The following is a 15,005-nucleotide window of genomic DNA, read 5'->3' as shown; positions in this document are numbered from 1 at the left end:
AGACCTAGTAAATTTTTGCAGAAAAAATGCGCTCAGTCCTTGAAAGGAATCCCTTCCAGCTGTAATAGTTTCCGCTTGATCGGCAAACCTCCCCGATAACCAGTCAATCGACCATTTTTTCCCAGGACACGATGGCAAGGGACAATAATCATCATCGGATTGCGTCCGACAGCATTGGCAACCGCTCGGACGGCACTAGGACGTTGGATTCTCGCCGCTAATTCACTATAGCTGACAGTCGTTCCATAAGGGACTTCAGTTAACGCTTGCCAAACAGTTTGTTGGAACGGTGTACCGACAAAGTCAAAAGGAAAATCGAAGGCTACTGGCTCCCCGGCAAAATAGGCTTTCAGCGGCTTTGCATACCTTTCTGGTGTCTGAGAACATTCACGAATTTCTGCATATGGGAAAAAAAGAGCCAACTCTGCATGTTCTGCTAAACGACCAAAATAAGCTGCCCCCTGATCAGTGACACCCAGTTCATACATTTCCTCATTCAATTGGATCTGTGAAACCGTTAAATGCATCCTATTTCCTCCTATCTATCCACTTACTCCTCATAGTTTTTCTTTAGTATAGCACAGCAGCAAGAAAAAAAACGAAGACCCTTAAATCCGGTCTTCGTTTCCTGGGAAAAAATCAGTCTAACTCAATTTTTCCTGTATACAGTTGGTAATAGGTCCCCTTCTCTGCTAATAACGTATCATGAGTACCTCGTTCAATGATTCGACCATGATCCATCACCATGATCACATCTGAATTCTGAATCGTCGAAAGACGGTGAGCGATCACGAAAACTGTCCGACCTTGCATCAGCCGGTCCATTCCAGACTGGACGATCCGCTCTGTTCGCGTATCAATGCTGGAAGTCGCTTCATCTAAAATCATAACAGGCGGATCGGCGATCGCCGCTCTGGCAATTGCTAGTAGCTGTCGCTGTCCTTGTGACAGCCCTTCGCCATCCCCCGTGATTACGGTATCGTACTTCTCAGGTAAATGATTGATGAACATATCCGCATTCGCCAGTTTTGCTGCCGCTTCTACTTCCTCATCCGTGGCATCCAGTTTACCAAAACGAATATTTTCTCGAATCGTTCCTGTGAATAAATGTGTATCTTGCAAGACGATCCCTAATGAGCGCCGCAGAGATTCTAGTTGGATCTTTTGAATATTGATGCCATCATAACGGATCTTTCCCTCTTGAATATTGTAAAAACGATTGATCAAGTTAGTGATGGTCGTCTTACCGGCTCCCGTTGCTCCCACAAAAGCAACTTTCTGTCCCGGTTCAGCAAAAAGATTGATGTCATGCAGAACCATTTGATGATCCACATACCCAAAATCAACTGCTTCAAAACGAACATCTCCAGTCAATTCTGTGTACGTAACAGTTCCATCTTCGTGAGGATGTTTCCAAGCCCAGAGTCCTGTACGATTTGTTGTTTCCACTAAATGGCCAGATTCCCATTTGGCATTGACTAGCGTGACATACCCTGTATCAATCTCTGGGGTCTCATCCAACAAATGAAAAATGCGTTCTGCACCTGCCAAAGCCATGATCACAAAGTTGATCTGCTGTGAAATTTGGCTGATCGGTCCATTCAGCGAACGGCTAAGCTGTAAGAAAGAAGCAATCATCCCTACGGTTAGTCCCGAGACACCATTGATGGCAAAGAGCCCGCCGATAATTGCGATCAGCACGTATTGAACATTCAGCAAGTTCATCATGATCGGCATCAATGTATTGGCATTGACATTGGCCTTTGTAGCACTGGATTGCAACTGGTCATTCAAAGCATCAAATTCCTGCATGACAACGTGTTCATGGTTAAAGATCTTGACAACTTTCTGTCCATGCATCATTTCTTCAATATAGCCATTGACTGCGCCTAGATCCCGTTGCTGTGCGCCAAAGAAGCGGCCGCTTTTGCGGGAGATGATCCGAATCACATTCAGCATCAAAATGACCGAAACCAGTACAAAGCAAGTCAATGGGATACTAATGGAAAACATCGCAATGAAAACCGAGCAAAATGTGACGGCAGCCATCATCAAATTGGGAATACTTTGAGAAATCATTTGCCGTAATGTATCCGTATCGTTGGTGAAATGACTCATCATATCACCATCAGAATGGCCATCAAAATAACCAATCGGTAATTTTTGCATATGTTTGAACATCTGATCGCGGATTTTTTTCTGAGTGCCCTCACTGATTTTGACCATCATAAAGTTGTAAGTCAAACCAGCAATGATCCCAATTAAATAAATAATTGCCATCTGAATAATAGCTGCCAGCAGACCGCTGAAGTTAGGATTGCTTTGTCCCAGCAGCGGAGTGATATGGTCATCGATCACCACTTGCAAAAAAAGTGAGCCGCGAACATTGGCAAAAGCACTTAACAAGATCATGAACAATACGATAATCAACTGCAGTTTGTAATCGCCAAACATGGTCGCCAGCAGCCGTTTCAAGGTTCTCTGGGGATTTGCTGCTTGTCTATTCTTCACCTTCACCAAATCCTTTCTGCTGCGAGTCGTAGACTTCACGATAAATTTCATTGCTAGTTAATAATTCTTCATGGGTTCCGATTCCGTTGATTTTCCCATCATCCATCACAATGATTCGATCGGCATCTTCGATCGAATTGATCCTTTGGGAAATGATGATCGTTGTCGTTCCCGGGATTTCTTGTTTCAATCCTGCTCGAATACTACGGTCTGTCTTTGTATCAACAGCACTAGTAGAGTCATCTAGAATCAGAATTTTCGGTCTTTTTAACAGCGCTCGCGCGATCGTTAACCGCTGCTTTTGTCCACCGGAGACATTATTTCCTCCTTGAGAGATCAACGTGTCATATTTATCAGGAAATTCTTGGATAAAAGGATCCGCTTGGGCAATTTTTGCTACCCGCTGAATCTCTTCATCCGTTGCTTCCGCGTTTCCCCAGCGAAGATTCTCACTGATCGTCCCGCTAAAAAGGACATTGTTTTGCAAAACCATACTGACTTGATCCCTCAATGCTGCCAAATCATAGGCACGAACATCTTGTCCCCCAACGAGAACACGACCGTCAATTACATCGTACAAACGGGGGATCAATTGGACCAGCGTTGATTTTGCACTTCCGGTTCCGCCGATGATCCCGATTACCTCTCCGGATTCAATTCGTAAGTTGACATTTTCCAATGCCAATTTCGTTTGATCATTTGCGTAACTGAAACAAGCATTTTCAAAGACAATTGAACCATCTTTGACTTCTGTCAATGGCGATGCCGGATTTTTCAAGTCGCTTTCTTCATCCAAAACTTCCACCACCCGCTGTGCGGAAGTACGAGCAATCAGAATCTGAACAAAAGCCATTGACATCATCATCAAACTCATCAAGATCTGCATAGTATAGTTGAACATGCTAACCAGTTCCCCTGTCGTCAAGCTGCTGTGCTCAACGATCAGTTGGGCACCGAACCAAGACAACAGCAACATACAGCTATAGATCGAGAATTGCATCAAAGGCATATTGAACGAGACGATTCGTTGTGCTAGCGTAAAGTTGCGGTAGACATCATTTGACACCTCGTCAAAAAGTTCTTCTTGCTGCTTTTCTCTGACGTAGGACTTGACCACACGGATTCCTTGAAGATTTTCTTGGACTACGTTGTTCAAACGGTCATAGATCCGAAATACTTTCAAGAAAAGCGGATGAGCAAAGCGAATCACTAAAGCAAGTCCGATGGCTAGAATTGGCAAGACGACTAGGTAAACCAGCATCAATTCTGGACTGATCGTGCTAACCATGATCAGTGAAAAAACCAGAATCAATGGACTGCGCACCAAGATTCGGATAATCATTTGGTAAGCATTTTGCACATTAGTCACATCGGTGGTCATTCTCGTGATCAAACTAGAGGAAGAAAAACGGTCGATATTGGAAAAAGAAAAATCCTGAATCTTGCTAAAAAGGTTGTGGCGAAGATTTCGAGCAAAACCGGCAGAAGCAATCGCAGCTGTTCGTCCTCCTAAAGTTCCTAGCATCAGTGCCAATAATGAGCACAAAAAAAGCAGACCGCCATAGCGCAAAATGACGCCCGCGTGTCCTTTTTCAATTCCTTGGTCGATCATCATTGCCATGATCAGTGGCATAATGACATCTAGCGCCACTTCGCCGGCAACATAGACCGGTGTCAATAGGCTGGCTTTTTTATAATCGCCAACATTTGCTAGTAATTTTTTGATCATTTCTTTCGTCCCTTCTCTATGTAAAATACTGCTTATTGACTAGTTATCAATTCAACTGTACCGTATCGATAAAAGGTTTTCAAGCATGCATGCTTGAAAACCTGTGATTACTTGATAACAGAAAACCTCTCTCCATTTTTCAAAATCCAAGTAAAAAAACAGAAAAACTATCTAAATGTAGGTAGATCCTTCTGTTTCAGTCTGTCATTGTCGACAAACAGAAGACACACTTCATTTAGATAGTTCACTCACTTATTGCTTGGGTTCTGTAGCTTTGTTACGGGCCCGATTGCTAAATGTCTCATTCGGTAGTGGCACTGTTGACTGTTTCTAGCGGATCCTTTACATTTTCTGTCTCAGGACTGACCGGTAATGATTCGGTCTCGCCTTGCAGATTTCCGCGACTAATCCCGATGGTGATCGATACTTCCAATGGAATAAATTCACCATAACGACTCATCTCCACAACTGTTCCTTTTGGTTCTGCTGAATCTACATAGTAGACATCATAATATACAGAAGCACCTTTCGATTTGTACTCATCAAAGAACATTTTTGGCAGATCGCCTTCCGTTGCTTGGTGCCGGATATCCTTCAAATACGGTTGCCCCAGTGAATAAACCACTTTCACTGTTGGCAATGTATCGCTGTCACTATATTCTTTGCCCGCCTCTTCCGACTGACTGATGAAATTGCCATAACCGATTTGATCAGAATAAACTGTCTTGACTTGAATCGGTATCTTCGATTCTAGCCCCTCTGCTTGCTCGATGGTATACTGTGAGAAATCAGGAACAACTAATGCTTTCCCTTTAGAAACTTTGACAAGAAATTGATCCTTTTTGGCCAATTTGCTGCCTTTGACTGGTTCTTGGGAAACCACGACGTCTAGAGCAACTGTATCAGAAAAAACAGCTTCTTCTTTGTACTTCAATTCATTTTTCTTAGCCCACTCTTGAGCTTCACCTTTGTTTTTCCCTGTAAAATCAGTAACTTCGATGTTCTTCTCGAAGACTTCTTTTCCTTTTGAATAATAGATGCTTAAGCGATCTTTGCGCTTATAAGCTTTGAGATCTTGCTCTTTATTTGCTGCTTCTTGTTTGATGAATACACCTGCTTCGACTTTGTCGTCATACTGTTCGATCAACGAGATATTTTCTGCCTTTTGTTTCTCGATCCATTCTTTTGCCGCTTCGGTAGTCAGTGACGAAAAGTCGGGCAGCTCGATCATTTCTTCTGGGTCAGGACCTAGGCTTGCTTTGACTGTCAAAGTCTTGCCTTTTTTGATCTTCTGATCTGCAGCAACACTTTGACTAACGATTCGATTGGTCTCTACCTCAAAATCATACACTTGATCGACTTTGATCGCCACGCCTTCTTCCATGCCCCATGTTCGGGCTTCGGATAAATCTTTCTTAGCAAAATCAGGAACCTTCACATGAGTCAATTGATAATACACCACACTGCTGATGGCAATCAGCACAATGACAGCACCAGCGATCAGCGCGTATTTTTTACGCTGCCGCTTGCGATAAGTTGGATCAAACTCTGTCTCTTCTTTTCCGAACCGACTGACCGGTTGAGAAGAGCTAGTTTCCTTGCGCGTTCTTCGCTTCATTTCCTTCGGATCCGATGCTGCTGCAGCTTTACTCTCTCCTGCGCCCTGATCAGATGTCTGAGAATCTGGAATTGGTTCTGCTTTACGCTCTGTTTTTTCGTCAAACTCAGTTTCTTTAGGAGAGCTTTGTTTCTTGCCATCGTAATTACCAGGACTGAAATTTGATAAAAAATCACTCATCTTTATTCAACACACCTTTACGCAAATAGAGTACTTCGTCTGCTTGTTGGGCGATTTCATTCGCATGGGTCACAACAATCACACATTTGTTATGCATATGAGCCAAATCTTTAAAAATATCGATGATTTCCTGTTCCATTTCTTCATCTAAGTTTCCCGTTGGTTCGTCTGCCAAAATAATATCAACATTCGTCGCCAGTGCACGAGCTATTGCCACCCGTTGCTGTTCCCCACCAGACAACTGATTGACTAAACGATCTGCTTTTTCTTTCGTGATCCCAATATAGTCCAATAAATTGTATGCGACTTCCCGCTGGTTCTCCGGCAATTGATTATCCGTGATCGACATTGGAACTAGTACATTTTCTACCGCAGACAGGTACGGAATCAAATTGTAACTTTGAAAGATGATACTGATATCGTCTCGGCGATATTTCTCATGTCCGATTTTTTGAATATCTTCTCCATTAAAGAAAACAGCGCCACTTTTAGGTGTATCCAACGCACTGATCAAAGAGAGAAATGTGGTTTTTCCTGACCCTGACTGTCCTAAAATGGCATAAAACTTGCCTTTTTCAAACGCCACCGATGTTTCTTTCAAAATATAGCGCCGCTGATCGCCATCTTGATAATAGTAATCTACTTCTTTTGTTTCCAACAAAGCCATTTTTTCTTCCCCCTACATCATGATTTTCTTTGGATTCAGCCGTAGAATATACAACAACGGCAAGATTGCAGACAATAAGACTGTACCTAATCCCAATAAAAGATAGGTGATGACATACCCCATAGAAAAAGTGACTTTATAAGCACTTTGGACATCCGCATAGCTGAGAGTATTTGTCATCATTGTGCTTGAAATGGAATAGGTATCCGTTTGGGACAGATTCGTCATCCAGTCACTTTGCATCAATGTTTGAGAAACCGCACTTCCTAATAGATTTCCCGTCACCAATGAGCAGATTAGAGCGACTAAGCTGACGAGCACCACTTCAATAACGATTTGCCCAATCACTTTCCCACGGCCTTCTCCTAAAGATAGATAGATCCCTAATTCCTGCTTGCGGTCTCGCAAAAACAATAGAACGACTAATGAAATGATAAAGACCGTAGCAATAGCAGCAACAATCACGATATAGCGGGAAATCGTTCCCAGACGATTCATTCCTCCGGCAATCTGATCGTATTGATCTGTGGAAGCTACCACATGATAGTAATCCGGTAATAATGGATTGGCTTCTTGTTTGAATGCTTCAACATCGTCGGTAGAGTTCAAAACATACATCGCTTGATAATACTCTTCCGGTTCGGCCTCCGTATCTTCGGCCATTACCATATCTCCCCACAATTTTTCGTTTTGGAATTTGCTAAAATCTTTCACCAACTGATTGGCAGCATAAATCGTATTGATCTGTTCAACAGCTTGCCAGATTTGATTGGATTTTTCTTCTTGCGAAGGATTACTATTGGCCGATTCCTTTTTTACTACACTAAAAATCCCTGCAACTTTGACAGGATAATCAGCTGTGACAACTTTTGTTTGGATTTCTGCACTTTCACTCTCTGCATCTTCATCATCTGAAGTAGCCGTACTATCATCACTGTCACCCATCGGATCTTGAGGGACTTCACTATACATATCCCAAACAAATTGATCGCCAACCGACAAATTATTTTTTTCAGCGACTTCTTTACTAATCAAAATCGAATTAGTGGTTTCTGACAAGTCTTTTTCACTAAACACTTCTCCATCGATCAGCTTGATGTTGCCTTCTTCCATATCTAATGGCTGTGGTCGATTGCCGCCCTTTAAATTAAAATAATTGCCGCCCGCCATGCCAAAAGATTCATCTTCTGGTGTATAGGCTTTGAATTTCTTGGTCTCTAACCAACCCATCATGGTATAGTCGTAATATTTGACGTAATCTAATTCTCCCACTTTGTCATAGTCCGCCGTTTTTGGCGTTTTCGGACTATTTTCTTCAGAATAAACTTCCTCATCTGATTTTCCTGAATTGTCTTTCTCAAACTGCTCATAATCAAACTCGACTGTAGCAACGTTGCCCATTTTCTTTTTCGTTTCCCGTTCCACATTCATAGTAGACTGCTGCACAGCTACCGCACCTGCGATCACGTTACCTAAAATAAAGATGACTAAAAATAAAATAAACGACTTCCCTTTCCTGCGAGTAACACTTTTTAATGCACGCTGCCAAAAATTCATTGTCATTTCCTCCAGTGACATTATTTTTTAACTATTATTTCACATTTGCGCTTTAAGGACAATCTAATTTATTGAAAGTTTTTTAGGGATGGATAAAAATAAATAACTTTTTTGTAACTGCTACCATTACGAAAAGGAATAGATTCAGCTCTTAAATAACTATTTCTGATCAGAAAGAACTATCTTACAGTTTTGTAAGATAGTCCAAAGACAAAAGGGTTGGTACCAGAAGTGCTACAAGATGGACTTATTTCCACTAAAAAAAGACTACCAACTTGCATGTTGGCAGTCCTCTTTAAACTATTTGCTTTGGTTCTTTTGGCATGTTGGATAGGCAGTCGTTGTGAACGCAGCCTATTTTTCCTTCGTATCGATCAGGATCGTTACAGGACCGTCATTGATTAATGACACTTGCATGTCTGCGCCAAAGCGACCCGTAGCCACTTCGATACCTACAGCGTGCAGACCCGCATTGAAAGCTTCGTACAATGGTGTAGCCACTTCAGGTCTGGCAGCTTGAATAAAGCTTGGACGGTTTCCTTTTTTGGTCTCGCCATACAATGTGAATTGCGAGATACTCAAAATAGCACCTTCGATTGCTTCAATCGATTGATTCATTTTTCCCGCTTCATCTTCAAACACCCGCAAATTTTTGATTTTTCGAACCAAGTAATCCACATCTTCTTGGCTATCTTCATGAGTGATTCCCAAGAGAACTAAAAAACCTTTTTGGATTGCTCCTACAGTAGTTCCATCGATTGCAACACTGGCTTCACTTACACGTTGAATGACTGCTCGCATGTCTCGCGTCTCACCCCTTTGTTCTTCTGACACTATATACTTCTGGGATTTGTTTGATTTTGTCCACGATTGACTTAAGATGTGTTAGGTTCTGGATTGAGACCGTGATTCTAATCGTGGCCATTTTGTCTTTGTTGGTTTTCGCTTCCACACTGACCAATCGTTTAGTAACAGCGTTGACTGTTTGCAAGACATCATTCAACAATCCGGAACGATCATAACCATAGATTTCCAGATCTGCATCGTATTCTTTGCCGCTGTTAGAAGTATCCTCCCACTCGACATCGATTAGACGATTGACGATCTCTTTGCTTTGGACATTCGGACAGTCACTGCGATGGATCGAGATGCCGCGGCCCTTCGTGATATACCCGACAATGGCATCACCAGGAACTGGATTGCAGCAACGAGAGATTCGGATCAGTAAGTTGTCCACGCCTTCGATCACGATCCCGCCTTCATGGCGGACTTTCATTTTCTCTGGTTCTTTCTTCGCTGGCTGATTGATCATGTCTTGTACTTGTTGTTTTTGTTTTTCGATCTGCTTCTCACGGCGTTCTTCTTCCGTCAAACGATTGGCCAGTGTAGTTGGACTCACTTCGCCAAAACCGACAGAAGCAAATAAATCATCTTCTGTTTGATAATTAAATCGTTCGCAGGCTTCTGCCATCTTGCTTTTCGTTAAAAATTCTTTTGGTACAAAGCCCATGTCTTGCAATGTTTTGACCACTGCTTCGTGCCCTTTGATGATGTTTTCGTCACGATCTTGGGCCTTGAAAAAACGTTTGATCTTGTTTTTAGCTTTGCTGGTAGCTACAAGCTTGATCCAGTCGCGGCTTGGTCCGAATGAATTTGGTGATGTCAAGATTTCAATGATATCGCCATTTTTCAATTTGTAATCCAACTGGACCATCTTGCCATTCACTTTTGCACCAGTGGTTTTGTTCCCGATATCGGTATGAATACTGTAGGCAAAATCCAGCGGACTTGAACCTTGAGGCAATTCTGTGACATCGCCTTTCGGTGTGAATACATATACTTTGTCACTGAAAATGTCCCCTTTGACACCTTCCATAAATTCAGAAGCATCGTAGCTTTCATCCTGCAGTTCCAAAATTTCGCGGAACCAACCGACTTGCTGGGTCATTTTGTCTGCTTTGACTTTCTCGGTTCTACCCTCTTTATATGCCCAGTGAGCAGCAACCCCGAATTCAGCAATCTCATGCATCTCATGGGTACGAATCTGGATTTCTACTGGATTGCCTTTGGGACCGATCACTGTCGTATGTAGTGACTGATACATATTCGCTTTAGGCATCGCAATGTAATCTTTAAATCGACCTGGCATTGGTTTCCATTTTGTGTGGATCGTTCCTAAAACAGCATAACAATCTTTGATTGAATCAACGATTACCCGAATAGCCAAAAGATCATAGATTTCATTGAATTGTTTCTTCTGGTCTTTCATTTTGCGGTAAATGGAGTAGATATGTTTCGGACGACCATAGATCTCAGCAAAAATATCTAGTTCTTCAGTTGCAAGTCGAATCTGTTCAACGGTTTCCGACACATAAGCTTCCCGTTCTTCCCGCTTGGTTTGCATCAAGTGAACGATCCGATAATATTGTTGTGGATTCAAATAACGTAGTGAAATATCTTCTAGCTCCCACTTGATACGGCTGATCCCTAAACGATGCGCCAATGGTGCATAAATCTCCATCGTTTCTTGGGCGATTCGCCGTTGTTTGTCTTCCCGCAGGTGTTTCAATGTACGCATATTATGTAAGCGGTCCGCTAATTTGACCATGATCACGCGCAAATCTTGAGCCATCGCGATCAGCATTTTGCGATGATTCTCTGCTAGCTGTTCTTCATGGGATTTGTATTTGATTTTCCCTAATTTTGTCACACCATCGACCAGCATCGCTACATCTGCACCAAAGACTTCTTTTAGATCTGCTAGGGTCACTTCCGTATCTTCTACCACATCATGTAAAAAACCAGTGGCGACTGTATGAGGATCCATTTGTAGTTCCGCTAAAATCCCTGCTACTTGAATAGGATGGATGATGTAAGGCTCGCCGGACTTGCGAAACTGATCTTTGTGGGCTTCTGTCGCATAATCTAAAGCTTTCTGTACAAATGCAACATGTTCTTCACTCATATAATGGGCCACGAGCTTGATCACACCAGGTCCGGATAATATCACTTCTTTTGCCATGAAACGCGCCTCCTTTTTTCCTATTTTCAAAAAGCAAGACAGAAGCCGCTTCTAAAGAATTCTGCTATCCCCAACTCTCTGAATAGCAGAACTCTTGAAGCAATGCGCTTCTGCCTGGCCATCTTCTTTTATGATTAGTGTCATTATACAAATTTTTCTTGTTTTTTTCAATTCTCTCTATTCTGGTCAAGCGAGACAAAATACCGGTTTATTCATTCAACAGTAACGCTGACTCTGTAAAGGGCACGCCGATTTTTGCCGCCCCTGCCTGTAAAAGTTCTGCAAGTGATTTCTGATCCGTAACAGACGCTGCCGTGTTGACTTGGATCGTCAGTTGCGGTCCTCCATCTAGAGCAAAAATCGAGACATCATGCAACGCATCTGAAACAGTTAACTGCTGACCAAGAGTAATACTAGGCCAGTCCCATGCTTTCAAACGCTGTGCTACTTGGATCTTTGTCAACTCATTCATAAGTGAAGTATTGACAGCCCAGCGGATCTCACCACCAGACAAAGCCAGTGACCGGCTTGTCTCCATTAACTCCGCCAGATCAGCCGTCCGCTCTTTTTCCACCAACAAAGCCGCTGGTAGCCAGACTTCTAAAAAATCAGCGCCATCCATAAAGGAATGACCGATCTCAAAAGCTTTCTTAGCGATTGTTCCTTGTGCCAAGGGAAAATCAACTGCACAGCCGACTTGGATCTCGGAGCCTTCAGTTAACTGCTTCGCTCTGCGCAAATCACTAGGCAACACGATGACTTCTTGGACACCAAGTGTGTTAAATTCAGTAAACGTATCTTTTAACAACCAATCCGTCAGTCCAGCTTGTAAAAATCGAAAACTAAGCTTGTCTTTGAATTGCGTCACTTGATCACTTCCTTACTAATTCAGTTAGTACGCTGACAGCACTCAAAAAATAAAATGGGGCGGTTTCGGTTCGCAAAATACGTGGCCCTAACCCACAGATCACAGCACCTTGAGATTCAGCACGAGTGATTTCAGCAGGTGTCAGCCCACCTTCGGGTCCGAAAATTGCTAAGATTTTGCTGCCGGGCGCTGCTTTGGACAAAATATCGATCAGTTTGGCATTCTCGCCGCTTTTAGCAGATTCCTCATAAGCAACGATCACATAGTCATAGTTTGAAAGACTATCCCACAACTCTTTGTCCGAAGCAGCCAGTTGGATGATCGGTGCTCGTTGCCGCTGCGCTTGTTCAGCAGCCTCTTGGGCAATTTTTTGCAGCCGCTGCTGTTTCTTTTGGAGTTTCTTATGGTCCCACTTAACTACCGAGGATTGGGCGGGAAAACCGATAAATTTAGCGGCACCCAATTCTGTCCCTTTTTGGACGATCAATTCCAATTTATCTCCTTTAGGATACCCGCTGGCGATCGTAACATGAATCGGTAATTCTTTGTCTTGCTGTTCCTTTTCTACTTCAATCAAATGAACCGCTTGTTCATCGATCTGCTGGATTTTCGCGAGGATCGCTACTTGGTCTTGAAAGACCAAGTAGACACAATCATCCGGAACCATCCGCATCACACGTACCATGTGATGAAACGGTTCTCCCTCTACTACATAAACAGGCTTCGCCTCATAATCCTCATTCAAAAAATATCGCTGCATATGACATTCCCTACTCTGGTTTTTTTAGTGCGATCGCATACCAATCTTTTTGATTCAAGATTTGGTCAACAACAAATCCTTGCTCTGTCATGGCATCGATCACAAGTTGTTTTTTCGCTTCGATGATTCCAGAAACAATTAATGTTCCGGTAGGCTTCAGCAACCGCCAAGCATCTGGGATCATCAGTAAGATGATATCAGCTAAAATATTCGCTACAATAATGTCTGCTTCGATTTCAATACCTGTTAAAAGGTCATTGGCAGCAACATTCACTGCTTCGGCAACTGGGTTTAGTGCCATATTTTCTTTTGCCGCCCGAACAGCCACCTCGTCAAGGTCATAGGCATATACTTGATTGGCCCCTAAGTGGCGGCTGGCAATACTTAAAACCCCTGATCCGGTTCCAACATCCAGGACCGTTTCCTCGCCTCGTAAATACATTTCTAACGCCTGTAACGTCAAGCGCGTCGTCGGATGGGTACCAGTTCCGAAAGCCATTCCTGGATCTAGCGTAATGATTTTCTCGGCAGGGTCCGTCGTTTCATATTGTTCCCAGCTGGGAACAATCGTCAAATAGCGAGTGATCCGTACTGGATGATAATATTTCTTCCAAGCAGTCGCCCACTCTTCCTCTACTACTTCACTGGAGGTAATCTCATTTTTGCCAATTGCTAACCCATATTCCGGTAAACGAGCGATCGCCGCCTCAATAAATGGCAAAATTTCAGGTAAAAAGATAGTCTCGGGGAAATAAGCCGTTACCTGGGCGCCTTCATCCAGCGTTGTATAGGTTTCTTTGTCTAACACTTCACCATAGGCATCGCTTTTAAAGTTTTCAATGTCAAGAACATCTTCGATTGCTACACCACTGGCCCCTTGTTCCATCAAAATGTTGGCGACCGCTTCAACTGCTTCACTTGCAGTAGCTACTTTCACTTCATTCCATTTCATCTATCTGCTCCTTAATAACTTGGATAAGGAATATACGATTCCCCATCGCTTTCTTGGTAAGTATTCATACGGTCTAACAACTGATCTTGATCGAAAACTAGTTCGAAGACCGCTTCTTCACTCTCATCGTTTAGAAAATCTAGTAAATCACTTTCTCCCTCCGTCAGAATCTCTTTGATGTAATCAACCAAAGCATCCAGCAACGCTTTTTGGATTCCTTTTTTGCCTGCGTAGGGAATGACTGCCAAAAAGTCCTCTTCTGCAAAGGAAGACTTTTGGGGATCAAACAATAAAATACCGTCTTCAAATTCGATGATCTCTTCTTCAGAGGCTACTCCTTGGGCATCATCTACCTGCAAATGATTCGGGTTCTCTGCAAATAAGCGTAAAACAAGTTCGATGGTATGGTTTCTTGCATCCCAATCAAGGGCAACATCGTACTCAGGGATTTTTTTTGTTAATTGTCTGTCCAAATAAGTCAGCATTGTTTCTTTAGCCATTATACGTTCCTTCTTTCCTATTGCCAGCCGTGATCTGGCTGGACAGCAGATTTTCTGCTGTTGGTAATATATGGGTTACCTGCTACGACAAACCGCAGCGGCTTATGGGTCCACTCCCCTTTATTCGGGATACCGATTCTGGGAACAGCGAGTATTTCTTTCGGTGTTCGCCGTTTCTCGTTGACAAGATGCAGTGGACTTGTAAAAATTGAATGGCCATAATAATCAGGCGTAATTCCCAAAGCTTTCACAAGCTTTCCAGGTCCGTTCGAGAGATCAGGACCGGATTTACTGCGATTTATCTCCATTTGTGCGATTCCTTCGACGGGCTCCACGCCGCGGATCATGATCCCTTGGGGAATGCCTTCAGGCTGTGTGATAAAATTCAAAATCAAATGAGTATGCATCGTATATAAATAAATCGTTCCCGGCTTTTCATACATTGCTCGAACTCGTGGCGTGTTACGCATCCCGAAACTATGAGCAGCCAGATCTTCTGGTCCTAAATAAGCTTCACAGTCGACGATATAACCGCCTAATTTCCCACTGGGCGTCTCATGTTCCAGATACATTCCTAATAATTGCCGGGCAATCGCTGTTGTTGATTGTTGTGCAAATAATTGTTCAATTTCATTCATTTT

At 42.9% G+C, this 15,005-nt stretch carries 13 protein-coding genes; all 13 read right to left on the bottom strand.

The window, feature by feature from the left end; translation table 11 throughout:
* Window positions 1-32 precede the first annotated feature (32 nt).
* A complete protein-coding gene (locus tag IGJ45_RS01400) occupies window positions 33-527 on the bottom strand; it encodes a methylated-DNA--[protein]-cysteine S-methyltransferase (RefSeq protein WP_003128475.1) in 495 nt (164 codons plus the stop codon).
* Between the two features lie 112 nt (window positions 528-639).
* On the bottom strand, window positions 640-2,562 hold the full coding sequence (locus tag IGJ45_RS01395; RefSeq protein WP_197081171.1) for an ABC transporter ATP-binding protein: 1,923 nt from the start codon (window positions 2,560-2,562) through the stop codon (window positions 640-642).
* The gene (locus IGJ45_RS01390; protein ID WP_409531348.1) at window positions 2,501-4,240 is read right to left on the bottom strand and encodes an ABC transporter ATP-binding protein; all 1,740 of its coding nucleotides are present in this window, start codon (window positions 4,238-4,240) and stop codon (window positions 2,501-2,503) included. The genes IGJ45_RS01395 and IGJ45_RS01390 overlap by 62 nt, the downstream gene beginning before the upstream one ends.
* 301 nt (window positions 4,241-4,541) lie before the next feature.
* Window positions 4,542-6,038, bottom strand: a complete 1,497-nt coding sequence (locus IGJ45_RS01385) for a PASTA domain-containing protein (protein WP_003128472.1) — start codon at window positions 6,036-6,038, stop codon at window positions 4,542-4,544.
* Window positions 6,031-6,705: an ABC transporter ATP-binding protein gene (locus IGJ45_RS01380; RefSeq protein WP_003128471.1), complete on the bottom strand. Its 675-nt coding sequence runs from the start codon at window positions 6,703-6,705 to the stop codon at window positions 6,031-6,033. Before IGJ45_RS01380 ends, IGJ45_RS01385 begins: the two co-directional genes overlap by 8 nt.
* Window positions 6,706-6,717: 12 nt before the next feature.
* Window positions 6,718-8,262, bottom strand: a complete 1,545-nt coding sequence (locus tag IGJ45_RS01375) for an ABC transporter permease (protein WP_311828399.1) — start codon at window positions 8,260-8,262, stop codon at window positions 6,718-6,720.
* Between the two features lie 354 nt (window positions 8,263-8,616).
* Window positions 8,617-9,063 (bottom strand): D-aminoacyl-tRNA deacylase, encoded by a 447-nt coding sequence (gene dtd, locus IGJ45_RS01370; RefSeq protein WP_409531353.1) that lies wholly within the window; start codon window positions 9,061-9,063, stop codon window positions 8,617-8,619.
* 10 nt (window positions 9,064-9,073) lie between these two features.
* Complete coding sequence (locus IGJ45_RS01365; RefSeq protein WP_003128466.1) at window positions 9,074-11,284, bottom strand: RelA/SpoT family protein; 2,211 nt, start codon at window positions 11,282-11,284, stop codon at window positions 9,074-9,076.
* A gap of 208 nt (window positions 11,285-11,492) precedes the next feature.
* On the bottom strand, window positions 11,493-12,152 hold the full coding sequence (locus tag IGJ45_RS01360) for a hypothetical protein (protein WP_005472845.1): 660 nt from the start codon (window positions 12,150-12,152) through the stop codon (window positions 11,493-11,495).
* Window positions 12,153-12,156: 4 nt separating this feature from the next.
* A complete protein-coding gene (locus IGJ45_RS01355) occupies window positions 12,157-12,912 on the bottom strand; it encodes a 16S rRNA (uracil(1498)-N(3))-methyltransferase (RefSeq protein ID WP_005472847.1) in 756 nt (251 codons plus the stop codon).
* A gap of 10 nt (window positions 12,913-12,922) precedes the next feature.
* Complete coding sequence (gene prmA, locus IGJ45_RS01350) at window positions 12,923-13,864, bottom strand: 50S ribosomal protein L11 methyltransferase (RefSeq protein ID WP_003128462.1); 942 nt, start codon at window positions 13,862-13,864, stop codon at window positions 12,923-12,925.
* Between the two features lie 11 nt (window positions 13,865-13,875).
* A complete protein-coding gene (locus IGJ45_RS01345; RefSeq protein ID WP_003128461.1) occupies window positions 13,876-14,364 on the bottom strand; it encodes a DUF3013 family protein in 489 nt (162 codons plus the stop codon).
* A gap of 17 nt (window positions 14,365-14,381) precedes the next feature.
* Window positions 14,382-15,002 carry a DNA-3-methyladenine glycosylase gene (locus tag IGJ45_RS01340; protein WP_005472850.1) on the bottom strand — a complete coding sequence of 207 codons (621 nt, stop codon included), beginning with the start codon at window positions 15,000-15,002 and terminating at the stop codon, window positions 14,382-14,384.
* Window positions 15,003-15,005 lie beyond the last annotated feature (3 nt).

Source organism: Enterococcus sp. DIV0574, assembly GCF_051711125.1.
Lineage (GTDB): Bacteria > Bacillota > Bacilli > Lactobacillales > Enterococcaceae > Enterococcus_D > Enterococcus_D gallinarum.
This window is presented reverse-complemented; position numbering and strand designations above follow the sequence as displayed.